Origin of the sequence: Brachybacterium sp. GPGPB12, from assembly GCF_038396325.1 — a bacterium.
GTDB lineage: Bacteria > Actinomycetota > Actinomycetes > Actinomycetales > Dermabacteraceae > Brachybacterium > Brachybacterium conglomeratum.
Genome location: NZ_CP149573.1, coordinates 947,326 through 968,963 on the forward strand (window position 1 = coordinate 947,326; position 21,638 = coordinate 968,963).

Below are 21,638 nucleotides of genomic sequence, written 5' to 3' on the forward strand. Positions count from 1 at the left end.
TGTCGCGTTGCGCATCCCCTGCAGGAGCTCGTGGAGTCGGGACCCGGGAGCGGCGGCGAGCTTCAGTCGGGGGCGACTCACGGGTCCCGGTGAGCACCGCGTAGCGCACGGGTCAGTCCTCGTCGTCCTGCAGGGCGTGCGGCCAGCGGCGGCGCCAGGCCCGAGCCAGGACGATCCCGTACCCGCCGATCAGCGGCGCCACCCCGTACAGCGGGACGGAGGTGAAGAACATCAGCCACACCAGGGCGTACTCGTACCAGTGCCGGCGACGCTCGCTGCGCGACAGGGCCATCACCACGACTCCGGGCAGGGCGACCATGACCAGCACGAGGAGCGTGTTGGCGGTGGCTTCGGTGACGGCGGCGATCGCGGCGAGCCACACCGTGGCCGCACCGATGCTGACAGCGAAGGGCAGCAGGTAGACGCGCAGCAGCCAGGAGGTGGTGGCGAGCAGCGACATCGCGCTCGCGCTGGCGCGCGGCCCAGGGTCGACAGCTTGCTCACGAGCGGAACCTCCAGGGGGTCGGGGTGAAGTAGATCGGGTCAGCGACGGGCAGCGGGTCGATGAACAGGGCGGTCAGCCCGGACCGGAGGTCGAGGTCGCTGACTCCCATCGCCGCCGCCGCTTCCTTCAGTCGGGCGGGGAGGCGCTGGGCGGAAGCGGCGCGCGCATCGACGTCTGCCGAGGACAGTGGGCGGCGGATGCGGTCGAAGTCGGTGTGGGTCTCGACCTCGGTGTCGAGGAAGGCGTCGAAGGCCGCGGCGGCCGCGCTCTGGGCGGATGATGGGGCGGCATCGAGCACCCGACGGCGGGCGCGGGCGAGATCTCCGTTGCGGCTCTGGGGGCGCGGCAGGGGGCGCGCGCGGCGAGGCAGAGCAGGTGCGGGATGTCGCGGGTCGGGGTGGACTTCTCGAGCATCGCGGCGAGGTCGTCTCGGGACCATCCCGACCACAGGGAGGTGAGCGCTTCGTCCGCTCCGGCGACGTTGCGGTTAGCGGTGAGGGAGCGACGGGCAAGGGTCGGGTCCTCGTTCAGGCGGTGGGTGAGCTCGATCCGGTGCGCGGAGGTCAGGCGCCACGAGCGCAGGGGAGGAAGGCCGAGCAGCTGGTGCAGGGCGGAGGCGTGGACGAGGCGGATCGTGGCGCTCGTGGCGGGGAGACCTCTGGTCTGGTCCTCGACGTCGACGGTGTGCTCGTCCAACGCCGTCGCCTCTGCGCTCGAGGCGGAGGCGGGGTCTGTGTCGCCGAGCAGGTCCACGCGCGTGGTGGCGTCCTCGTGCATCCCTCGGAGGATCCGAGAGGCGCGCATGGCGCCGATCACCTTGCCGACCCACCCCGAGGCGGAGGAGGTGCCGTCGGCGAACCGCGCGACCTCGAGGTGGCCTGGTCGCTCGCTGTTGGTGAGGGCGTAGCCGACGAGCATGGTGGTGACGGTGCCGGTGATGTCGTCGATGCTCCAGCGCGAGGCGAGCTGGCGGTGGTGTCGGGCGCACATCTGTCGCACGACGCCGCTGTCGACGGCGGTGGCGAGCACCTGGCAAGCGCCTCGTCCGCGTCGAGCTCTTCGGCGGCGACGCGGAGGCCGAGCTGTCGCGCATGCTCGTCGAGCCGGGCGGGGCCGGCGTCGAGGGTGCTGGTGCGCGGGATGTTCACGCGACCGCAGTGGGCGGGGCGGCGGTCTCGTAGGACACGCGCTCCGCCTGTCGCGGCTCAGAACACCTTGCGGCCTTCTCGCCGGGCCCGGTCCAGGGCGTTGGTGGAGGTCTTGGCGAGAAAGTCGCTCGGGATCTTGATCTCCACGTCCACGGCACGGTCGTCGAGGTCGCAGTACAGGCCGATGGCTCCGCGCAGCGGCTCGGTGCGTTCCCCGGCGTCGTCGTAGCGGAACAGCGGCTTGCGGGAGCGCCAGTTCGCCCCGCCCTTGCCGATCCGTTCCGGGGCGGTGGTGAAGCTCATGCGCTCCTCGGTAGCGTCGACGCCGAAGAGCTGGAACGCGGCTCGTGCCTCCTTGGGGTCCTTCGTGTGCAGGATGATTCCGCGCGCGATGTGGTTGGTCAGGTTCGCCTCGAGCAGGTCGGAGATGCGCTGGGTGAACAGGATCGGGAACACCTCGAGGGAGCGGGCGAGGCGCCCGAGGCGCTCGACCTCTTCGGCGCCGGCGTCCAGGAAGACCCATGCCTCGTCCAGCAGGAGCACGCCGCGGCGATCGCGCGGCGCTTCGGCCGAGCCATAGACCATCATGCGGATGAGGGTCGCGGAAACCCTCTGGGTGAGGCTGAGGGAGCTCTGGTCCACGCCGGGAGGCGGGAGCTCGAGGTTGGCGTTGCCGACCTTGATGTAAGTGATGCCCTCGGAGGCGCTGAGGATCTCTCCCTCGTCCTGCAGGCCGACGATCGCGCCGAAGAGGGGGTCGTTCTGGGACTGGCGGATGATCGGATCGGCCAGCTCGGCGGTGGCCTTGCCGTCGCGCTTGGCGATCATGAGGGCAGTTCCGATGGCGCGGGCGCCCTGGGAGATGCCCCACTTGAGGGCGGCCTGGAGGTCCGCCTCGAAGTTCTGCGTGGAGTTGTTCTCCCAGACGCGGGCGAAGTGGAGCATCGACACTGCGGTGTTCACGCCGTCCGCTGGGGTCTTCGAGAAGCGCAGCGGGTCGAAGACCCCAGTCCCTCCCACTCCCCCGGCGCCGGTGGCATCGCCGGAGAACGAGTCCAGGGAGTACGTCGTGACCGACTCCCCGAAGCCTTCGGAGAAGTCCGACCCCTTCTTCGGGTCGATGATGATCACAGGGCGGCCCTCGCCGTGCTCGGGGTCCCCGTACTGATGCCCCAGGAAGGTCATCAGCTGCGACTTCCCGGATCCGGAGCCGCCGACCACCGCGGCCAGAGGATAGGTGTCCTGGTCGGAGGACGCGGTCGCCGACATGAGCGCTTCCTGGCCGTCGCGGACCGTGAATCCGACTGTGGCCCCGCTGGAGTCCCCGACGGTGGCGAGGTTCGGCAGACCCGAGTAGGCGACCGCAGAGGAGGGAAGGTCCATCAGGTTCGGGTTCGAGCGCACCGGTGAGCCGACCCAGCTCTCGGCGAGGGCGATGGCCTGGCGGTTGTCCATCGGGGCCACCTCGAAGGCCGTGCCGTGGCCGAGGGTCTCCAGCCGCTTCTTCCCGTCGGTGTTGAAGGCGGCCACCACGCTGGTCTCGACCAGCGTCGGGAATGCCTTCCCGCCGGCGTAGGCGGCCTCGACCGATTCGATCGTGCGCGACCGCTCCTCCTGCTCCTGATCATCCATCTTGCCCTCTGCGCGAGCGTTGCGGATGTCGGCGAGGTAGCGAGCCCGCTGGCGGCGCGGCTCCTTGCGGGTGATCGGGCTGGGCTCGACCTTCCCGCGGATCGACACCATCACCGCGCCGCGGTCCAGCAGGGACGTCACCCAGGCGCTCAGCGGTTCCTTTGCGGCCTGGAAGGGGAGGTCCAGGCCGTACACCGATCCCATGCGAAGCACGTGGTGGCCTTCGATGCCGGTGGGCCACGACTTGCAGGATTCGACGTCCAGACGTGCCGCCGTCTGCGCGCCGGCAACGGTCTGGAAGACGTGGAAGTGGTCGGCGTGCGGGAGAAGGGTCGCGCCGGTGGATCCGCCGGCCGCCCACCAGGACTCCGCGAGGTGGAAGTCCTTGGTGGTGGGGATCGTGAACCCCGAGCGCGTGAGCATGTCGTCGACGTCTTCGAGGTCCTGCTGGTAGTCGCTCATGGGCACCTCGTAGGTGGCCAGGGAGGTGGCGATCGAGTCGACGACGTCCCGGAAGGACCGGTCCGCTCCACCGACAATGTCGTTCAACCGGGTGCCGAACAGGACGAGCCGGTCCTGGACCCGCTCACCTCGGAACCACTCCTGCTGCTGACGGGCGTGGCGAGACCGCGGCGGAGGACTGTAGCGACGAGGGAGGTTCACCGCGAGCAGGTGAAAGGGCCGGTAGCGGGCCCGCGCCATGGACCGCCGGGCGGTCGCGTAGGTGGTCTCCGACGCGATCTCCTCGAACGCCTGGGCGATGGGGTCTCCGACCAGGAGCGCGTCACCATGCGTCTTGGCATCCTTGACCGGTGCCAGGGGGATCTTGCGGTAGAGCCAGAGCCCGCCTCCGACAGGAAGGATCCGCCCGTCGCCGTATCGGACCTTCGTGGCCGTGGGCATGTGGGGGACGGTGTGCTCCTCCAGGTGGATGTCCTGCCTGGTCGTGGTCTTCGCCATCACTCGCTCCCCTCGGTCGATGCGTCGCCGGTATCCGCGGCCGGGTCCTCTCCGCCGCCGTCGGAAGCGCCTCCGGACGGGCCGGTGGGGGCAGAGTCGACGGCACCGTCCAGGGAGACGGCGTTCTCGTAGTCGCTCAGTCCCGTGCCGGAGCCGACAGGTCCCCAGGCGGTCACGTAGGGGGCGGCGGTGTCCGCCTCTCGCACGAGCACGTCGTAGGTGACGGTGGTCCGGGAGGACTCGTCGTCTTCCTCGGCGTCTGCGTCCAGCGACTCGATGGAGACGGTGGCGACGAGGGTGGATTCGTCGACTTCTCCTCGGTCGTTCTCCGGGATCCAGGCGGTGCTCACCGACACCTCTGAGGTCGTGACGCCGGTGAGCGTCCCGTAGACGTGGTCGCTGTCCCCGTCGCGGGTGGCGAGCTTGAGTTCGCTCGGAGAGGTCGTCAGGGCTCCGGCCCACGAGGTGATGGCGGAGGTGGCGGCTTCGTTCGCCCCGGTGGTGGTCCAGCCCGTGGTCGGCTCGACCGGGTCCCATTCGGAGACGGCGCTGGGGTCGACCGGGGTGATCGTCGGGGCGCTCAGGACCTTGACGCCCCTCGTCGGGGCGTAGGCGGTGCGCACGGCCGCGTGGTAGGAGACGCCGTCCGGGGTGCGGATGGTGAAGTCGTGGGTCGTCAGCTGGTAGCCGATGTCGTCCTGGGAAGCCTCGACGTTCTCGGTGCCGCTGGTGCCGTCCCAGGACGTGATCGTGGATCCGCCGAAGACCGTGTCGTCGGAGCTCAGCCACTCCTGCAGCGAGCTCTCCGCTTCGGTGCGGCCGGTCTGCGTCGCCGAGATCTCGACGGCGGCGCCGGAGGAGTTGTCGACCCCGTTGAGCACCAGGCTGACGGCGGCGACCAGGCCGAGCGCGTTGAGCGGGGCCAGCAGCAGTGCGAAGACCAGCAGACGGCGGGTCAGCCGGTAGCGGCGCTTGGGCTTGTCCGAGACGGAGCTCGAGGGGACCACATCGGCAGAGTCGTAGATGTCGTCGGTCTGGTTGCGCTGGCGCTTGTTCCGGGCCATCAGCGTGTGCTTCCCATCTGGTCGGTGCCGGAGTCCTCGATCTGGTCGGCGGCGAATCGGGCGATGCGGTCTCGGGCTGCGAAGGACACGGGGGCGTCCATGTCATCGGTCATGTCCTCGAGCACCTCGAGCGGGATGTCGTCGCGGGAGACGACGGCGGCGCGCACGGCGACCGATCGGTGGGTGGCCAGGCGCGCCAGCAGTCCTCGCAGAAGCTCGTCCCAGGACGGCGGGCGGCGAAGCAGGGTCGCCAGCAGAGTCGACAGGTCCCCGGATCGTGCGAGAACGGGTGGTCCTCGCGCCGTTCGGCGGGGCGCCACGCCTGGCAGGTGTTCCTCCCGGCGGTGAACGGGTTGCGCATCGTCGAGCGCTCACTTCGCCAGCAGTCGGACCAGCCGATCGACCGCCGCTTCGTCGATCTGGGCCGAGCGCACCGGGTCGACGAGCACGAGGGTCGCGTCGGTGGACTTGGCGGGGATCTTCTCGGGCAGGGCGACGTCGGAGAACGTGGAGACCAGCTGGTGCAGGGCCTTCAGCTCGTCCTTGGACATGCCAACCAGGTGCACGACGGCCTCTGGGATCTCGCCGTCCTGGATGATGGTGAGGTCGGCGACGGCGGCCTCGACCGGGGTCCTCTTGGCCTCCATGATCGCCGTGGTGAGGTCGGCGACGCCTGAGGAGGCGGCACCGGTGAGGTCTGCGACGAGTCGCCGGGTGGATCCGTCGGTGTCGACGATCTCCTCGGCCTTCTCGGCGATGCGGCGGACGGAGGCCCGGGACGTGCGGCCGGGCGAGCGTCCCTTACCTCGGGCGCTGCGACGGGTGGGGGCCTTGGCCTGGGCGGTGGCTCCCTCCGCGTCGGCGTGGGAGTCCTCCGGCGGGGTCTCGAGGGTGGGCACCTCGTCGGCGAGCTGGTCGGTCATGGTGCTCCTCTGCGGTCCAGGGGGTCGGTCACTTGTCCCAGTGGGCGGGGGATCTGCGATCGGCAGGTCTGCCCCATCTGTGAGGGGTGGACACCCGGGCATGCGAAGGGCCACCTCGCGGGCGGGGTAGCTCGCTGCGGGTGGCCCTCCGAAGCCGTCAGGCGTCGATGGTCTGGGTCTCGGCGTCGTACCGGCTGTCCTCGCCGAGGTCCATGAGGTGCTGCAGCACGCGGGTCTTCTTGTTGGGGTTGTTGGTCCACGGCTCGAGGATGATCCACAGCAGGACGCGGTGCCCGACCAGGGCCTTCGACTCGGAGGCGACCATGAACCCCTCGGGGTCGTCGGTCCGCTCGGTGCGCACGACCTCGTAGCCGGCGGGGAGAACCCGTTCGGTTCCGTCGGGGTTCTTACCGTCCTTGACGTCCTGCTTCGTGCCCGTGTACAGCAGGAGCTTCCCGCGGGTGGAGGACTTCTCCTTGGTGACCTTGACGATCGTGCCCACGAAGCGCTTGAGCTCGACCCCCTCGGCGTTACCGGTGAGGCGGTCGATGAGCTTCCACGAGGCGGACCCCTCGGACAACTCGGCGACGAGCTCGCGGATCGACTTGGACACGGCCACCTGCCGCGGGACTGCCTTCTCGATCCCGGGGATCTGGACGAGTCCGTCCTCGGTGACCTCGAGCTTCGCAACGCGATCGTGTGCCGCCATGATGATCTGGGCGTGGTCGGTGGCAGTCATGGGTCAGTTCTCCTTGTCCACGGGGGCGATGGTGGCGAGGGTGGCGAGGTCGGCGTCCCGGTCCTCGGCCTCGGCCAGCCGCACAGCGGCGGCCGCGATCGATCGGGTGTGCCCGGTGACCTGCTTGATCCACATCGACCAGGTGTCCTCGTCCTCGCCGAACGGCGGGGGACGGCATCCAGCACGGTGCGCAGGACGCCCCGGACGCGGGTGTTGGTGCCGTCCTGGAAGGAGGTCGACCCGGTCAGACCGTCCTGGACGGTCGCGACGATGCCGGCGAGGGTCGTGGTGAGCGCATCGACGGCGACTCGCTGGATCGGGATGTGGTGCTTGTGCAAGACCTCGTAGGCCAGGGAGGCCATCCCGAAGTACCCGATCGCGGCGTAGGAGGTGCCGTTGAGCTTGTCGTCGACGAACTCATCCCAGGGCTTGCCCTCGGAGAGGGGATGCGGGGCCATGTGCTGTCCTTCCATCGGAGGCTCGAGGTCGTCTCCCGGCTCGTCCGGGGACACCTGAGCAGTGGGCGGGTTGTGTGCCTCGTGGGACGCCGGAGCGTCGTCGATCTCGATCAGGTCCGTGGAGCACAGCGCGGTCTGGCTGTCGGTGCGATCGGTGTCGAACTTCGATGCCTGGGCGGCCGGGCAGAGCTGGACCAGGGGGCACCACCCGCACAGGGGCCCGACCTTGGTGGGGAAGACCTGCTGCTCGACCATCTCGTTGTGGGTGTCCCAGGCGCGGGTGAACTCCCCGACGGTCTGGGCGACCCGCTTCTCGGAGACGGCGACGATGGTGCTCTTGCCGTGCAGGGTGTAGTAGACGCGCCCCTCGAGCACCGGCTCGTCCTGGAGCTTCCGCAGCGCCGCCGCGTACAGGCGGATCTGGTCTCCGTGGTCATCGCCGTAGCGCTCGATCTTGCGCTTGTCGGGGATGGTGCGGGAGGTCTTGTAGTCCACCGGCCGCAGTCCGGTGCGACCTCGGGAGGTGACGCGCTGGGTGAGGTCGACGAAACCAGTGAAGGGCACGCCGCCGAGCTCGATGTCGCTGAGAGGCCACTCGGTGCGCACCACGTCGATCTCCCGAGGGTCCTCGATGTCGAAGATGCCCTGGTACTTGCCGATCACGTCGGAGATGAACAGTCGCCGGGTGACTTCGTTCTGCAGGCTCTCGTAGGTGGTGTGCTTCCACTGCGCCACCAGGGCGAGCAGGATGTTCGCGGCCCGCCGTCGGGTGCGCTTGCCCTTGGGCAGGTTGTAGAGCTCCTCGAGCACAGCGTGTGCGGCGGTGCCCTGGCTGGTCGCGGCGAACGGGTCGGTCTCCCGCTCCCCGGAGATCTTGCCGAACGCATAGCTTGCCGCGCAGTTGTGCGCCAGGGACTTGGCGGTGGAGGCCGACAGCGCCGTGCGGCGTACCTTGGCGACGTCCTGCACGTCCAGATGCAGGCCCTCCCGGGTCAGCGTCGAGGACACCGGTCCTCCCTTCGTCGTGATCTGCTCCTCCTTGCCAGTGGGCGGGAAGACGCTCCGGCGGGACGGCACATCGCCGCGGCCGGGGGCTTTACTCGTCCTCGCCGTAGAGGGTCGTCATCGCGATCGGCACGCCTCGGAAGCGGGCTCCCCCGGCGCGGGTCTCGATGTCACCGGTGCGCGAGCCGTCGCGTACTCGCGGCTCCCAGATGCCTTCGGCGACGAGCCCTTCGTGCCAGACGGCCTGCCAGCTGGTGCGAGCGGTCTGACCGGCTGGGATCAGGTGGCGAGCGTGCTGGCGGGCGACCTGGAAGGCGTCGCGGGAGAAGACGACGACGTCGGTGCCCTTGCCGCGCGCGTCGGGGACGTACCGCCCGAGGATCTCGCCCCGGGGGTCGCGGCCGGCGGGCCAGCCCAGGCGGAGGTTGGTCGCGACATCGCCGGTGGGCGGGTCGCCGGCGTCCGCCGGGACGAGGGATTCGACGTAGCCCTTCTGGGACTCCAGCAGGTAGCGCAGGGCGTCGACGAGGGAGTGTCCTGCGGTGCGTCCCTGCTGGGTGCGGGAGAGGTCGACGGTCAGGGATGAGAGATCCTCGCGCATGGCAGAGATCCGGTCGCAGAACTCCTCGTCCATCTCGAGGTGCGCGCGTACTGCTCGAGCATGGTCACGGCCAGGAGGTACTCGCTGACGATCTGGGCGTGGCGGGTGGCGTTGACCTTGCTCCCCAGCTCTCGTTCGACGTGGCGGCGCGCATCGGCGGCCGCGTCGTCTCGCTCGGCGACGAAGGTGGAGCGGACGGTGGTGTAGCCATCGTGGGCGAACCAGTCGCACATCCATCGCAGCATCTGCGCGGACAGTTGCGCCTGGTCACCGCGCTTGAGCATGCCATTGAGGGTGGACAGCGGGTCGTCGGAGGCCGAGTTGATGAACCCGCCGCCGCTGTCGCTGTAGAGGGTCAGCATGCGGTCGCGCACGGAGTCGACCTGCGGCTCGTTCTCCGCGGTGACGACGACGAACGACCGCGGCGGGTTCTGCACGCGGGTCTTCATGTCGGCGGTCATGCGGCCCTTGCCGGTGCCGTTGAACGCGGACCGGACCATGGACTCGAGATAGCTGGTCTGCTTCTCCCACTGACGCTGGTCGGAGTTCGGTGCGAAGTCGTCGATGACCCACAGCATCGACTTCGACACGGAGTTCTCCATCCAGGCACGGGTGTCCTCCGCGGACCCGGGCAGGCGTTCGGTGCTCCACGCCCCGCCGCGGGACTGCCAGAACCCCTGGATCATCGAGGCGAGCCAGGACTTGCCGGAGCGACGCCCGCCGACGATGTAGAGCACGCTGTGCGGAGTGATCGGGACGATGGGGCGCGACCCGGCGAGGAGGCCGACCATGCCGAAGCGCGGGTCCACGAAGGTCTCGGCGGAGGTGTAGGCGTCGACGATCTCTCGCAGGAGCTCGCGCCGCTGGGAGAGGGAGAGGGTCCGGTCGATGACGCCGAAGTCGTCGATGCTGGGGAAATCATCGGCGGTGAGTCCGGCCTGGGCGCGCTCGTCGCCCTCACCCTCGGGTCCGATCACCTGGCGTCCGGCGATGAAGGAGGGGATACCGTCCTTGGTGGGGACCCATCCCTGGCGACCCCAGAGGACGTCGTCGGTGGACTCGGAGGCGCGGAACGCCTTGATGGCGCGGGTCCAGGCGAGGCCGGAGCGGGGGGGCCACGAGGGCAGGGCGGAGACCTTGGTCGGTACCTCGGCCTTGTAGCGGGTCTCCCACCGAGCGGGATCCTCGTCGAGCATGCCCTTGGGGCCGCGGATGATGGCGGAGTCGACGAGGCCGTCGGGGGTGCGCCACTGGACCGAGATGGCGACCTGCCGCTCGGAGCGGGAGACGGCGCCGGGGATGATGCGTCCCCCTTCGAGCTCGTCGGAGGTCGGCATGCGGAACTCCTCGAAGCTCAGCGACCGTCCGCCGATGTCGTCGACCTTCTGCCAGGTCTTGATGTCGGGCCCGCCGTGGGGATCGGAGCGAACGTTGCACACCTCGACCCGCAGACCGTCGGAGGTCACGCGGGTTTGCCCCTTCTCGCCGGCGTCGTCGACGGGGCGGGCGGGCGACTCGGTGATCTGGAGCTCGAGGGCGTCCTTCCAGCGGCCCGAGAAGGCCAGGAAGTCGTCGATGCCCCTCTTGGGGTCGACGGAGTCGTCCCCGCGGGGTGAGAGGTCGATGAAGTGGATCGAGGAGGTGTTGCGCTTGCTGAGGAACTTCTCGAGGCCGAAGGCGGCATCCCAGACGTCGCCGTTGCGGGCGATATCGCCGTCGAAGCAGATGATCGCTCGGCGGTCGCGGAGGTTCAGGGTGTTCCACTCGTCGTTGCGGCGCCAGGACTGCACCCCGGGGATGGCGAGGATCAGGATGCGCTTGTCCTCGGGCGCCCGCTCGAGCGACCCGCGCATTCCCTCGAGCGGGTCGATGGCGCCGACGGCGGTGCGCAGGGCCTTGTCCTCGACTCCGGCGTCGCGGAGCATCGCGGTCAGCGCGGCGTCGGCCTTGACGACCCCCTCGGTGAACATGATCGGGATCGAGGTGTCGGAGAACCAGGAGGTGGGGGTCGCAGGGTGGGCGTCGATGGCGGTGCCGGCCCCGGCGAGGAACATGTACTTCGCCCAGTGGGAGCCTTCGGGCGGGTCGTTCTCGGGGCGCGGCTGCAGGGTGCCGAGGATGGGCTCTCCGCGAGCGATCGAGTCGAGCCGGTAGTAGGGGATCTCCATCCAGGCGCCCTTGCGAGCGAGGTCCAGGAGGTGACGTCCGGGGTTGCGACGACCGTCGAAGCCAAAGCGTCGCAAGGCGTCGCGACCGTCGTCAGCACCGGCGATGGTGCGGTAGCCGCGGGCCTGCGCGACGAGCGGGGCGACGATCGAGGAGCGGAGCTTGGCGACGGAGACATCGCCGATGGACCCCGGATAGTGCGCGACGGGGAACGGGGTCTCGCGCATGGCGCTGAGGGCGGTGTCGATGTCGGCGATCGAGGTGCCGTCCTCATCACCGAAGGACGCGTCGTCCTCGAGCTCGTCGTCGCGGGAGGGTTCCGGAGTGCGCGGGTCGGCCTGGGGCTCCTGGTCGGCAGGACGCTGGGCAGCGGCGGAGTGGTCCTGGGTGCTCATGGTCGGGACAGTGGGCGGGAGAGTCGCCTCGCGGGACGTGCGCCCTCGTGCGCCAACGTCGCGTGGTGCGACTGTCAGCCCAGGCCAGAGGAGCCTTCCGGGGCCCGCTACACCCCCAGAGCCACCGTGTGCCGACGACGCTCCACCCATCGAACGTGCAGGTCAGTCCGGGAACGCCACCATATCCCTCCCCCTCTCTATAACTCCTAAAGAGAGATATGTATGTATGTATGAGGGGGATATGAAACCAGATATCCCTCATAGGTCATACGGGGACCGGTGCGATGGGGGATCCGGTGTCATTTCCGTTCCGACCTGCGCTTCCTGAGGCGCCGGCGGGGTGGGAGAGGGGTGCGCGAGGGTGGAGAGAGGCTCAGCGGACGGGCTCCGGGGCGACTGTCACTGGTCGCTGGCGGGCAGATCGTGGATCACCCCTTCGGCCTCATCCAGGCCCGCAGCGGCTCGGTAGTCGCTGTCGGGGATCGCCGCGGTGAAGACGTCCGGGTCGACGACCTCGTGAGGAACGGGACGGCCGTCCTCGATCATCTGGGCGTAGGAGAGCCACCCGTACATCATCGACAGCGGAAACTCGTCGTCGACACCGCGGTAGATACGCCGGCGCCACAGCGCCCACAGCACGATCGCCTGGGCGATGTCCGCCGTGACGGCATCCGCCCGATTCGGCTCGCACCGCTTGCGCACTTCGGTGAGGGCGAACTGGCCGTCCTCGGCGGACGCAAGACAAGCCGCCATCACCCGCGCCCCGCCTGGGGGCAGTCCGCGGGTGAGCGCGGCGAGATCGAGATTCAGCAGGAGCTTCTGCTCATCCCACTCGTCCTCCTCGTCAGGGACGAAGGTGACGTCGTCGGCGTCGCGGAAGGTCCCGAACCCGGGTCTCGGTGCGCGCCACGGGTCGCTGGGGGGCAACGTGTCGAGGATCGCGGCGGTCACGCCCGTGGCCCAGGCGATCGTGAAGGAGGGGGTCCGACGTGCCCAGCTCCGATACCGGCGATCGATCTCGACCCGGGAGGCCAGTGGCATCAGGGGCTCCTTGGTGGCGACCGACCATTGCGCGAAGGTGCGCCGTCTGGCTGTCGCCTCCTCGCGAGTGATCTCCATGATCCCGCCTGTCCGTATCTGATGACGCCGCATAGCGCCATGGTTCCATGTTCGAGCATCATGCCTGAGAGGGCACGACCTGCACTTGATTTGCCGCCTGTTGGCATATAGCCAGCATGAGCAACAACCTCGTCGGCATCGTCGGATTGCCGGACGTCCGAGACGCACTGCAGGAGCTGGGCGTCGAGGTCGTCTCCGGTGACACATTCCCAGAGGCTTCCCGCCGCATCAGGGAAGCCGCCAAGTCCCCCACCCTCCCAGTCCTCATCGAGGACCACAAGCGGCCTGGGCCTCCCGCGGCTCATCTCCCGGATCGAGCAGAGCGGCACGATCGTCATCGTCCGCCGAGACGCCCCCGTCCTCGAGGACCACTGGGGCTCGGTGCCGATCACCTCGAGCCTGGGCGCCTACCTCCGAGCCGCCGGCATCGAGCCCAGCGACCCGCTCCTGGACGACATCTACGTCGATGCGGACGGGAAGATCGCCGAGGACGCCCCGATCCCCACCGACGAGGACCCCGCTGCAGAGCAGGAGGAGCGACCGCCCCTCGAGACCTCGCCGCACGCGACAAGCATCAGCGACTGGCTGGAGGACGAGGACGACGACTCGGCCCAGGGGGCGACCACCGATGCCCCCGCTCTTCCCCACGCCGCTCCCGACTCCCCCTTCTCGCCCTCGACGGACACGTCGCCCGACTGGCTCTCCGACGAGGAGAAGGATGACGAGCCCAGCCCGTCCCCCGACCTCGCGCAGGAGCGACCTGACCCGGACGAGGACGACGAAGAGGAGGACTTCGAAGGGATCTTCACTCCCACTCGCCCCGCTCCTGCCCCCGAGGCCCAGCACCCCGCCACCGCGAAGACGGGCCGGCGCCGTGCCGAGGGCGACCAGCCGGCGACAGATCCGGCCCAGCGTCCACGGCGCAGGATCTCCATGCCGCAGTTCACCGAGGCAGGAGCGGGAGCCGAGACCGCCCCTGACACCGATCCCAGCCCGTTGGACGAGGAGCTGTTCTCCGGCCTCCCCGCCGAAGCCCCTGTCGAGGGGGTCGAGGATGAGGACTCCTACGACGTCGACGACATCATGGAGGACACCCTCGCCCCCCGGACCAGTCTTTCGGCCCACCGTCTCAACACCCCCCTGGGACACGTCATCGTGTCGTATGCCGGCAAGGGAGGCGTCGGGAAGTCGACCGTCTCGCTGTGCCTGGCTCAGGCCGCCGCCGAGGTCGGCGGGCTCTCCGTGTGCCTCATCGACGGCAACCGCGGGCAGGGCGACCTCGGCCTGTACCTCAAGGTCCGCAAGTCCGACCTGCCCTCCATCTACGACGCGGTGACAATCGGCGATCTGAGCTCCGCATTCCTCTCCCCCGAGCAGATCGCAGCCGCGCGCGCGGGACCGGTGACCGCATCTCGTTCTCCTTCGTGCAGGCGCCGCGCCCGATGCACGACGGAGAGCTGTCCCAGCAGATCGCCGCCGTGCGCCGCGAGCACTACGCCGAGGTCATCCGACTCGCCCGCCAGCAGTTCGACCTGGTCATCATCGACACCCAGATCACCGAGGGCCTGGACACCTCCGGGGTGATCGACAACGTCATCGGCCCCGTGCTCAGAAGCGGCGGCTACGGGCTGGGCATCGCCGAGTTCACGACCGTCGGCGTCGAGAACCTGCTGATCGCGGCCGCGTACCTGCGCAGCGTCGGAGCGGACAGCGCCCGGATGATGTCCACCGCCAACAAGGTCTCCCCCTCCGTCGGCGACTACGGCAAGCTCCCCCAGTCGCTGGGGCGGGAGTCGAAGTGGAAGGGCGCCATCCAGCTCGACGACCGGATCGAGGACGACATGCGGTCGCGCCACGTGCCCTATGCCGTGCCCACGATGCGCGCCGTCGTCCTGGACGTCGCCGCACTCCGTGACCGGGCTGGCCGAGTTCAGCCCGAAGGAAGCACCAGAGCCGAAGAGGAGCAAGCTCGCGTTCTGGAAGCGCTGGTTCACCCGATGACCACCGCCACCTCCGAGGATCTGTGCACGCTTCTGGATCACATGAGCTGGGGCCACATCGCCACCCGTCTCTCCCGACCCAGTCGGCCAGTGCGGATGCACTCCCTACCTCCGACGATGTGGATCCGGCCCGAGGGTCGCGTGGGGGGAAGCAAGGCGGCGGCGACCGGTCTCCTCCCGGTCACAGTCGACTGGCAGGCGGGCGCCGTCTTCATGGCGGATCCGGATGCCGTCGGCGTCGAGGAGGTGCGGTGGGTAGTGGACGGCGCCGGGGCACACCTGTCGGGGAGCATCCGGCTGACCGAGGGCCCCTCGGTGACGGGCCGGCCGACGCGGGACATGTGGGAAGCGCACTCCGCCCCCGTGCTCACCTCCCATGCGGCCGGACGTGCCCTGGATGCGCTGATCGAGCAGGGTGAGCTGGCGAAGTGGTCGATGCTCCAGCGGCTCGAGGAGTTCGCCCACGAGAAGGTCCAGGCGATCGCCACGTCGATCTGCCGGGAGGTCGCCGATGTCGACGACGAGACCATCGCCCCCTCCCTTCTGGACGCACAGCAGCTGGACCTCGTGGTCACGAATGTCGTCTACGGAACCCGCGGTGACAGCGACCGCATCCTGCGCCGCTTGGACCGATGCCTCGACCCGGCCACGACTCGCCGAGTGGATCCCATCCGGTACCTGACCACCCAGATCCGTCGCGATCTCGGGGACGAGGTCCGCGTCGCCATCGGAGACCCACAGGTGGGATCTCGCGTGCGACGGGTGGCGCGAGGCCTCGGCACCGGCGCCACTCTGGAACGGATCGTCGAGCGCTACAACGAAGTCCACTCCTCCGACCGGATCTCCACGAGCCGGGCCGTGCGCGCCCTGACCGTGGCGCCCTCGATCGAGTCCGTCGCCCTACCCATCGGATTCGAGGTCTGCCATGTCTGAGATCCGCACCGCGAGCCTCGACATGTCCCAGCTGATCGAGGAGCGCCGCGCCGCCAATGCGATGCGCGGGGAGTCGCTGCGGCTGATCGCCGAGGACGCCCTGACGCCCTGGGAAGCCGTGGTGGCCGTGGCGACCAGTGGTGAGCGTCCGCTGATGCGCTTGACCCTCGGGCAACTGATCACGGCCTCGGACGGGGTCGGTCGAGCCCGCGCGCGCGCACCGTCGACCAGGTGCTCAGCATCCTCGGCACCACGGAGGCAGGGGTCTGCGGCGGCCGCGTGACGCTCGCGTTCCTCCTGGACGAGCAGGCCCGCGGACGTCGACTCCTGGCGGTGCTGGACGCCTTCATCTCCCACGGCTTGATCAGCGCCAAGGAGGACCTCGCGATCTGGCCCGGGTTCCCCTTCTCCCCCGTGCCCGATGCCCCGAAGGAGGAGCGATGACGCCCGCGCTCTTCGAGACGTCCGTGCTGACCCGCCGGAGGGCACGGCACCATTCCCGATGCGAGTGCGACCGGGACACCTTGGATTCGCCGTGGAAGGCGGAGATGTGCGAAATCGTGCATACCGTGGACCGCGACCGAGCCCGCATGCTTTCGCTCGACCTGTTCCTTTCCGAGCACCTGGTCGAGGTGGATCGGATCATCAAGAGGGTGCGCGCGGCGCACATCTGGACTACCGCGACAAGAACGAGCCGTTCTCCTACTTCGGGGAGGCGCTTCTGCGCATGGTCGATCGCAGGTGGCGGGCAAAGGATGGCGATGGCGGCGCGAGCCAGGTCTTCAACAAGTCCTGGAACATCCCGGCGATCCTGGAGGCCGAGACGCGTGATTCGCTCCGGACCGATCGCAAGCGGGGCCTGCTGAACGGCACCCATGAAGTGCCAGGTCAGGCGGCGAAGGCCGACAAGCAGAAGTACGTCGGTCGCTCGAGGGAGCTGTTCTCCCTGGAGTACGACCGTGAACCCTCCGATGCTGAACTCGTAGAGTTCCACAACTCCCGCATGCTCGCCACCCGCAAAGACGCCGCACGGCAGGCCGTCCTGATCACGGCGGCGGACCTGCGGGCCGTGGAGGCCGTGCCGGTCGACGACCCAAAGCTGGGAGGAGAGCACCGCCTCACCTCGACCGATGCTCCCGACATGGATCAGCGCCACCGTCACAGCCTCCTGGAGGGGATCATCACGGCCTGCGCGAAGTACGACCTCGAGGTAGAACGTGCCCGCCGGCGCCAGCTCAATCGCGAACCGGTGCGGCGCGCCGAGGTTGCCCGGGCAATGTTCGAGCCCCACATCCGCGGCCTGCACGAAGGAGAGCCGCCGTTGCGCGAAGAGGTCGTCGAGGAGCTCGGTGCAAGGTCGGCGCCGGCGCGTCGTGAGGTCGGATCGCATTACAAGGCGATCATCGAACTCGCTCGCGAACGGTTTGCAGATCAGCGACCCGCCAAGTAACAGGCGAGCTCGCTCGACACATCGGTCGGACCCCCTATGCTTCCCGGAGGACTGAACGTATGGACGAATCCTCGGAGGATGGCATGGCTCGAAAGACGAAGGTTTCCCTGATCGATGACCTGGACGGCTCCGAGGCATCGACGACGGTCCCTTTCGGCCTCGATGGCGTGAGCTACGAGATCGACCTGAACGATTTGCACGCGGAAGAGCTCCGCTCCCTTCTCGCTCCGTGGACGACGGCAGGGCGCCGAGTCGGAGGCCGTCGTCGCCGTGACTCGTCCTCCGCCGAGGAGGCGCGGAAGATCCGGAAGTGGGCACTCGAGAACGACATCGAGGTGCCCGCGCGCGGGCGTGTTTCCGCCGCCGTGCGCGAGGCGTACGCCACCGCGCACTGACCACTCCCCGTCGAGTCCGCCGGCGCGGCGGGACCTCGAGGAGGCCTCAGAGGCCGATCTTCCCGGCGGTGGAGTCCTCGACGGCGGACGTGGGGCGCACGTAGCGCGCCAGCGAGTCGAGGCGCTTGTGGCGGGTGGTCCGCGCGATGGACATCGGAGAGAGCCCGGCCTCTGCCGCAGAGGTGGCATGGCCGGCGCGCAGCGAGTGTCCTGAGACCCAGGACTGGGCGCCGAACACCTGGGAGTACTCCTCCCCCGTGATCCCGGCCGCGCTCGCGCGGAGCTGGATGATGCGCGCGATCGACCGGTCGGAGATCGGTGTCCGGGCGATCGTGGCGCGGTTGAAGATCCTGGAGAACAGGGGGCCTTGGGCTCCGATGCGACGACGGCTTGCTTCGAGCCAGTCCTCGACGGCGAGCACGGGGCAGGTCTCGGGGTGGCCCCCCAGCGGGATCCCGATGACCTCACCCTTCCCGCTCTGGTCGGTCTTGGAGCGTCGGATGCGCAGGAGGAGGCCGGCGTCCAGGCGCGTGAGGTCCTTCGTGCTGAGCTGGGCGACTTCGCTGCGTCGCTGGGCCGCAGCGAGTCCGAGCAGGAGGATGGCGCGGTCGCGCTTGCCGACGACGGTATCGAGATCGTCCATCGCCTCGATGATGCGGCGCATGGCTTCGGTGGTGACCGGGGCGGCGCGGCGTGAGGGGGCGGTGCCCAGGGTGCGACCTGCGGAGCGGAGCGCTTGGCGGACGCCGTGGTGGCTCGTGGGGTCCTCGAGGCCGGCGTCCAGGTGCGCCGCGGCGATGGCGGCGACGTCGCGGGAGATGGTCGAGTGGGAGACCAGGCTGGCGCGGTGGGCGATGTAGGCGGCGACGACGTCGGGGGTGGTGGGGTGGACGGGGTAGTTGCGATCAGCGCACCAGACGGCGAAGGTGCGGATCGCGGACGAATAGGAGCGCTTGGTTTCCTCGGACCGACTGGAGGTCAGGAGGTCCCCGACGAGGGCCGCATCCTCGCGGGTGATGGTCATGCACGGGGGAGTTCTGCGCTGGATGTCGCTGCTCATCCATGCCCCCTTCCGACGCTCGTGTCGAGCAGAATACTGAAGCTAGCGGGCCGACTTGCCGGACACCCCCTGGCGCGGGCATGGGTCAGCCCATCCCGCGTCAGCCGGCCACCTTCCTCTCCTGCTCCGCAACCCAGTCGTTGACGCTCGAGACGCGATAGCGGACTCGGCCTCCAACCTTGACGAAGCCGGGTCCCATCTCGAGACTGCGCCAGTTCGCGAGGGTCCCGGTGGACAGGCCGAGGGCGTCGCCGACCTCCTGTGCGGTGAGCAGTTCGTCCATCCTGACGATGTCCGGCGATTGCGCCTTCCGAGCCATGGTGGCCTCCCGTTTCAGACGGGGTCGCGGATCGACCCTTGTGCTCACGTAAGTGGGCGGGGGATCACGGAACTTGTCGCGAAGGCAACGGCGGGTGCTCTTTTCGCCTGGTGGGTACCGCAAACTCACGGGAGGTCACGGGCCGTCACAGGTGACGTGCCGCCGCCCTGCCACGCCGGACGACTACTTGGCACCTCTCATGGACACCGAGTCACCAACAGGAGGGCCACCCTTGCCCCAGGTACGAGTTAAGTACGACTTACGGTGGGAAGCACCGTGAAAACCGGTGAACCGTCATGACGAGAGGTGAGGTCGTTCGGCTACGTAACACCAGTCCACAGCGGTACGATGGGCCTACCACCAGGCAGACCTCTCGGTCCGTCTCGACAATCCGTAGGTTGCAGGTTCGAGTCCTGCTGGGGGCGCCGTTCGCCCGCACCGCCGACGAGGAGCATCGATGATCCTGAAGGTCCTCACGTTCGGTGCGATCGGATTGCTGGTCGTGTCGCGGCTGGCCCGCACGCGGTTCGGCTCGCGTCTGCTCGGGGTCTCGTTGCGGGTGCTGAACATCGTCTATCTTGACGCGCTCGTGATCGCGGGGATCCTCGCCGTGGTGTTCGAGCAGTGGATCCTGCTGGTCGTGGTGGCGGTGCTCGCTTGTGGTCAGCCTGGTCGAGGAGATCCGTCGGCGCTTGGCGGCCCGGGCCGCGCGCATCAGCCGGCGCTGACCTCGACGCGGGTGGTGACCGGGGTCGGGTTCTGGAAGAGGTCGAGGACCGGGCAGTGGGCGTCCACGGCCGCGCGGAGCTCCTCGTAGCGCTCGGCGCTCTCCGGTCCGGTGAGGCGGACGAGCAGGCGCACGTCCCCGAACCCGGCCCGCACGGACTCGTCCTTGCCGAAGAGCCGCGCCGCGTCGAGGTCGCCGTCGGCGGTGACCTCGATGTCGTCGACCTGGATGCCGAGCGCGTGCGCGTAGAGCCGGTAGACCACGACCTGGCAGGAGATCAGCGCACCGAGCGCGACCTCGACGGGGCTTGCGGCGAGATCGTCGCCCGCGAGGGCGGCGGGCTCGTCCACGGCGAATTCGTGGCGGCCGGCGCGGAGCGTGCTCGCGACGGCGCCGACGCCCTGCCCGGTGACGGTGTAGGTGAGGTGTGCGGAGTCTCGGCGGGCGTCGATCCGCTCGCCCCAGGCGGTCCCCGCGGCGTCGAGGCGGTCGGCGCGGGCGGCCGCGCTGTCGTCGAGGTCGGCGGCGGGGACGGACGTCGCAGTGGAGAGGGAGACGGTGTCTGTGTTCGTGTCGGAGAGCGTCATGGCGCCACCGTAGGGACGCCTCGAGCGCCGGTCACGCCCTCCTGTCACAGGCCGTCATCCGTGCACTCCGCCGCGTCGGGCCGACGAGAGCTCAGCGGCCGCGGCCCCGCTCCCCACTGACCGGCTGTGCGCCGAGGACTCGCGGTTCCAGGTCTCCACCCAGTCCGGCGGCGACGAGGTCCGCGGGCGGTCGCCCGACCAGCTCCAGCACCTCCTGCACGTCGACCGACCCGCCGGAGGCGCGCAGGAAGCGGGCGCGGACGATCGCGTCGGCGATAACGGTGTCGCCGCGGCGGAACACCTGCTCCATGTAGATCCAGCGCTCGTCGTAGCCGATCACGCGGGTGGCGAGCTCGAACCTCTGCCCGAGAGTGAGAGAGCGGCGGTAGGTGATGGTCTGCCCGGCGACCACCGGATACCAGCCGGCGTCGGTGATCCGCTTCCAGAAGCCGGAGCGGAGCATGAGGTCCATGCGGCCCAGATCCATGATGGAGAGGTAGCGGCCGTTGTTCATGTGGCGCCGCACGTCGAGATCGGCGAGGTTCACGCGGAAGCTCGCATGGGAGGTGTCCCAGATGCCGAGCGGGGACTTCGCGCGCACGCGCAGGAAGAACAGCAAAGATGCGGAGGTACATGTTCATGGCGGCTCCCTCCCGGGGCACGTCTCGGCTCGTCGTCGACACCTGATGACCACAGAGTAACGTGCGGTCGTCGTCCCACCGCACCCCAGCCCGCGCGGGCATTCCCCCGGCAGTCCCGCCCAGGGGCGAGAGGCCTCGCGCTACTGTTGTCCGGTGACCTCCAGCTCCACTCGTGCCATCAACGACCGCATCATCTGGGTCGACTGCGAGATGACCGGGCTCGACAAGCGGCGTGATGCGCTGGTCGAGATCGCCGTCCTCGTGACCGACGCCGATCTGAACATCCTCGGGGACGGCGTCGATGTCGTGATCAAGCCCCCGGCCGAGGCGCGCAGGGCATGGATCCCTTCGTGGTGAACATGCACACCGTCTCCGGCCTGCTCGAGGAGCTCGACGGCGGCATGACCCTCGCCGAGGCAGAGGCGCAGTGCCTCGCCTACGTCAAGGAGCACTGCCCCGAGCCGGGGAAGGCGCCGCTGGCGGGCAACAGCGTCGGCACCGACCGCGTGTTCCTGGACCGCGACGTGCCCGAGTTCGCCGGCTGGCTCTCCTATCGCACCATCGACGTCTCGAGCCTGAAGGAGCTGGCCAAGCGCTGGTTCCCGCGGGTGTACTACAACATCCCCGCCAAGCACGGCGGCCACCGCGCGCTCGCCGACATCCGCGAGTCGATCCAGGAGCTGAAGTACTACCGCGAGGTCTTGCTGGTCCCCGAGCCCGGCCCCACCACCGCACAGGCCCAGGAAGCCGCGCGCCGCTTCGAGCGCGCGAGGCCGCCGAGACCGCACAGGCCGCGGCGGCGCCCGCGCCT

Annotated in this window: 21 protein-coding genes and 1 pseudogene; 7 read left to right on the top strand and 15 right to left on the bottom strand. The window is 69.3% G+C overall.

Annotated features, from left to right (window positions below; genetic code table 11):
- Nucleotides 1–112: 112 nt before the first annotated feature.
- From WKH84_RS05285 to WKH84_RS05335, 11 genes are all read right to left on the bottom strand, one after another.
- Nucleotides 113–460 carry a hypothetical protein gene (locus tag WKH84_RS05285; protein ID WP_341855893.1) on the bottom strand — a complete coding sequence of 116 codons (348 nt, stop codon included), beginning with the start codon at nt 458–460 and terminating at the stop codon, nt 113–115.
- 171 nt (nt 461–631) lie between these two features.
- Nucleotides 632–1,534 (bottom strand): hypothetical protein, encoded by a 903-nt coding sequence (locus WKH84_RS05290; protein WP_341855894.1) that lies wholly within the window; start codon nt 1,532–1,534, stop codon nt 632–634.
- A 176-nt stretch (nt 1,535–1,710) separates the two neighbouring features.
- Nucleotides 1,711–4,245, bottom strand: coding sequence for an ATP-binding protein (locus WKH84_RS05295; RefSeq protein WP_341855895.1), 2,535 nt, complete (start codon nt 4,243–4,245; stop codon nt 1,711–1,713).
- Complete coding sequence (locus tag WKH84_RS05300) at nt 4,245–5,309, bottom strand: hypothetical protein (RefSeq protein WP_341855896.1); 1,065 nt, start codon at nt 5,307–5,309, stop codon at nt 4,245–4,247. The genes WKH84_RS05295 and WKH84_RS05300 overlap by 1 nt, the downstream gene beginning before the upstream one ends.
- Nucleotides 5,309–5,629 carry a hypothetical protein gene (locus WKH84_RS05305; RefSeq protein WP_341855897.1) on the bottom strand — a complete coding sequence of 107 codons (321 nt, stop codon included), beginning with the start codon at nt 5,627–5,629 and terminating at the stop codon, nt 5,309–5,311. The genes WKH84_RS05300 and WKH84_RS05305 overlap by 1 nt, the downstream gene beginning before the upstream one ends.
- Before the next feature lie 51 nt (nt 5,630–5,680).
- The gene (locus WKH84_RS05310) at nt 5,681–6,232 is read right to left on the bottom strand and encodes a hypothetical protein (RefSeq protein ID WP_341855898.1); all 552 of its coding nucleotides are present in this window, start codon (nt 6,230–6,232) and stop codon (nt 5,681–5,683) included.
- A 157-nt stretch (nt 6,233–6,389) separates the two neighbouring features.
- Nucleotides 6,390–6,971: a hypothetical protein gene (locus WKH84_RS05315; RefSeq protein ID WP_341855899.1), complete on the bottom strand. Its 582-nt coding sequence runs from the start codon at nt 6,969–6,971 to the stop codon at nt 6,390–6,392.
- Nucleotides 6,968–8,437 carry a PD-(D/E)XK nuclease family protein gene (locus tag WKH84_RS05320; protein WP_341855900.1) on the bottom strand — a complete coding sequence of 490 codons (1,470 nt, stop codon included), beginning with the start codon at nt 8,435–8,437 and terminating at the stop codon, nt 6,968–6,970. Before WKH84_RS05320 ends, WKH84_RS05315 begins: the two co-directional genes overlap by 4 nt.
- An 88-nt stretch (nt 8,438–8,525) precedes the next feature.
- On the bottom strand, nt 8,526–9,035 hold the full coding sequence (locus WKH84_RS05325; protein ID WP_341855901.1) for a hypothetical protein: 510 nt from the start codon (nt 9,033–9,035) through the stop codon (nt 8,526–8,528).
- Complete coding sequence (locus WKH84_RS05330; RefSeq protein WP_341855902.1) at nt 9,011–11,596, bottom strand: hypothetical protein; 2,586 nt, start codon at nt 11,594–11,596, stop codon at nt 9,011–9,013. The genes WKH84_RS05325 and WKH84_RS05330 overlap by 25 nt, the downstream gene beginning before the upstream one ends.
- A gap of 399 nt (nt 11,597–11,995) precedes the next feature.
- Complete coding sequence (locus WKH84_RS05335) at nt 11,996–12,637, bottom strand: hypothetical protein (protein ID WP_341855903.1); 642 nt, start codon at nt 12,635–12,637, stop codon at nt 11,996–11,998.
- 1,502 nt (nt 12,638–14,139) lie between these two features.
- On the opposite strand from WKH84_RS05335, the gene WKH84_RS05340 reads away from it, so the two are divergent.
- The 5 genes from WKH84_RS05340 to WKH84_RS05360 all read left to right on the top strand — a co-directional run bounded on the left by WKH84_RS05340 (nt 14,140) and on the right by WKH84_RS05360 (nt 17,493).
- Nucleotides 14,140–15,648: a hypothetical protein gene (locus WKH84_RS05340; RefSeq protein WP_341855904.1), complete on the top strand. Its 1,509-nt coding sequence runs from the start codon at nt 14,140–14,142 to the stop codon at nt 15,646–15,648.
- The gene (locus WKH84_RS05345) at nt 15,641–15,931 is read left to right on the top strand and encodes a hypothetical protein (RefSeq protein ID WP_341855905.1); all 291 of its coding nucleotides are present in this window, start codon (nt 15,641–15,643) and stop codon (nt 15,929–15,931) included. The genes WKH84_RS05340 and WKH84_RS05345 overlap by 8 nt, the downstream gene beginning before the upstream one ends.
- The gene (locus tag WKH84_RS05350; RefSeq protein WP_341855906.1) at nt 15,928–16,092 is read left to right on the top strand and encodes a hypothetical protein; all 165 of its coding nucleotides are present in this window, start codon (nt 15,928–15,930) and stop codon (nt 16,090–16,092) included. Before WKH84_RS05345 ends, WKH84_RS05350 begins: the two co-directional genes overlap by 4 nt.
- Before the next feature lie 283 nt (nt 16,093–16,375).
- A complete protein-coding gene (locus WKH84_RS05355; RefSeq protein ID WP_341855907.1) occupies nt 16,376–17,098 on the top strand; it encodes a hypothetical protein in 723 nt (240 codons plus the stop codon).
- Between the two features lie 83 nt (nt 17,099–17,181).
- On the top strand, nt 17,182–17,493 hold the full coding sequence (locus tag WKH84_RS05360) for an Lsr2 family protein (RefSeq protein WP_341855908.1): 312 nt from the start codon (nt 17,182–17,184) through the stop codon (nt 17,491–17,493).
- A gap of 46 nt (nt 17,494–17,539) precedes the next feature.
- Here the strand turns inward: WKH84_RS05360 and WKH84_RS05365 are convergent, their stop codons facing one another.
- Both WKH84_RS05365 and WKH84_RS05370 read right to left on the bottom strand, forming a co-directional pair.
- A complete protein-coding gene (locus tag WKH84_RS05365; protein ID WP_341855909.1) occupies nt 17,540–18,553 on the bottom strand; it encodes a tyrosine-type recombinase/integrase in 1,014 nt (337 codons plus the stop codon).
- A gap of 100 nt (nt 18,554–18,653) precedes the next feature.
- Nucleotides 18,654–18,836, bottom strand: coding sequence for a helix-turn-helix domain-containing protein (locus WKH84_RS05370; protein ID WP_341855910.1), 183 nt, complete (start codon nt 18,834–18,836; stop codon nt 18,654–18,656).
- Nucleotides 18,837–19,329: 493 nt separating this feature from the next.
- Here WKH84_RS05370 and WKH84_RS05375 point away from each other — a divergent pair, with 493 nt between their 5' ends.
- On the top strand, nt 19,330–19,689 hold the full coding sequence (locus WKH84_RS05375; protein WP_341855911.1) for a hypothetical protein: 360 nt from the start codon (nt 19,330–19,332) through the stop codon (nt 19,687–19,689).
- On the opposite strand, the gene WKH84_RS05380 is transcribed toward WKH84_RS05375, so the two are convergent.
- Both WKH84_RS05380 and WKH84_RS05385 read right to left on the bottom strand, forming a co-directional pair.
- Nucleotides 19,587–20,186: an OsmC family protein gene (locus WKH84_RS05380; protein WP_341855912.1), complete on the bottom strand. Its 600-nt coding sequence runs from the start codon at nt 20,184–20,186 to the stop codon at nt 19,587–19,589. The two genes, WKH84_RS05375 and WKH84_RS05380, sit on opposite strands and share 103 nt — an antisense overlap.
- A gap of 91 nt (nt 20,187–20,277) precedes the next feature.
- Entirely contained in the window at nt 20,278–20,805 is a 528-nt protein-coding gene (locus WKH84_RS05385) for an acyl-CoA thioesterase (protein WP_341855913.1), read from the bottom strand.
- A 232-nt stretch (nt 20,806–21,037) separates the two neighbouring features.
- Between WKH84_RS05385 and orn the strand changes: the two are divergent.
- Nucleotides 21,038–21,582 (top strand): annotated as a pseudogene (gene orn, locus WKH84_RS05390) (oligoribonuclease); the annotation flags it as partial.
- Between the last annotated feature and the right edge of the window lie 56 nt (nt 21,583–21,638).

What these genes read in the sequence shown, in the direction of transcription:
- WKH84_RS05375 (WP_341855911.1), top strand. Translation starts at nt 19,330, where the DNA reads ATGATCCTGAAGGTCCTCACGTTCGGTGCGATCGGATTGCTGGTCGTG.
- WKH84_RS05285 (WP_341855893.1), bottom strand. Translation starts at nt 460, where the DNA reads ATGTCGCTGCTCGCCACCACCTCCTGGCTGCTGCGCGTCTACCTGCTG.
- WKH84_RS05360 (WP_341855908.1), top strand. Translation starts at nt 17,182, where the DNA reads ATGGCTCGAAAGACGAAGGTTTCCCTGATCGATGACCTGGACGGCTCC.
- WKH84_RS05310 (WP_341855898.1), bottom strand. Translation starts at nt 6,232, where the DNA reads ATGACCGACCAGCTCGCCGACGAGGTGCCCACCCTCGAGACCCCGCCG.
- WKH84_RS05365 (WP_341855909.1), bottom strand. Translation starts at nt 18,553, where the DNA reads ATGAGCAGCGACATCCAGCGCAGAACTCCCCCGTGCATGACCATCACC.
- WKH84_RS05335 (WP_341855903.1), bottom strand. Translation starts at nt 12,637, where the DNA reads ATGCCACTGGCCTCCCGGGTCGAGATCGATCGCCGGTATCGGAGCTGG.
- WKH84_RS05345 (WP_341855905.1), top strand. Translation starts at nt 15,641, where the DNA reads ATGTCTGAGATCCGCACCGCGAGCCTCGACATGTCCCAGCTGATCGAG.
- WKH84_RS05300 (WP_341855896.1), bottom strand. Translation starts at nt 5,309, where the DNA reads ATGGCCCGGAACAAGCGCCAGCGCAACCAGACCGACGACATCTACGAC.
- WKH84_RS05325 (WP_341855901.1), bottom strand. Translation starts at nt 9,035, where the DNA reads ATGCGCGAGGATCTCTCATCCCTGACCGTCGACCTCTCCCGCACCCAG.
- WKH84_RS05315 (WP_341855899.1), bottom strand. Translation starts at nt 6,971, where the DNA reads ATGACTGCCACCGACCACGCCCAGATCATCATGGCGGCACACGATCGC.
- WKH84_RS05370 (WP_341855910.1), bottom strand. Translation starts at nt 18,836, where the DNA reads ATGGACGAACTGCTCACCGCACAGGAGGTCGGCGACGCCCTCGGCCTG.
- WKH84_RS05295 (WP_341855895.1), bottom strand. Translation starts at nt 4,245, where the DNA reads ATGGCGAAGACCACGACCAGGCAGGACATCCACCTGGAGGAGCACACC.
- WKH84_RS05330 (WP_341855902.1), bottom strand. Translation starts at nt 11,596, where the DNA reads ATGAGCACCCAGGACCACTCCGCCGCTGCCCAGCGTCCTGCCGACCAG.
- WKH84_RS05355 (WP_341855907.1), top strand. Translation starts at nt 16,376, where the DNA reads ATGGTCGATCGCAGGTGGCGGGCAAAGGATGGCGATGGCGGCGCGAGC.
- WKH84_RS05380 (WP_341855912.1), bottom strand. Translation starts at nt 20,186, where the DNA reads ATGACGCTCTCCGACACGAACACAGACACCGTCTCCCTCTCCACTGCG.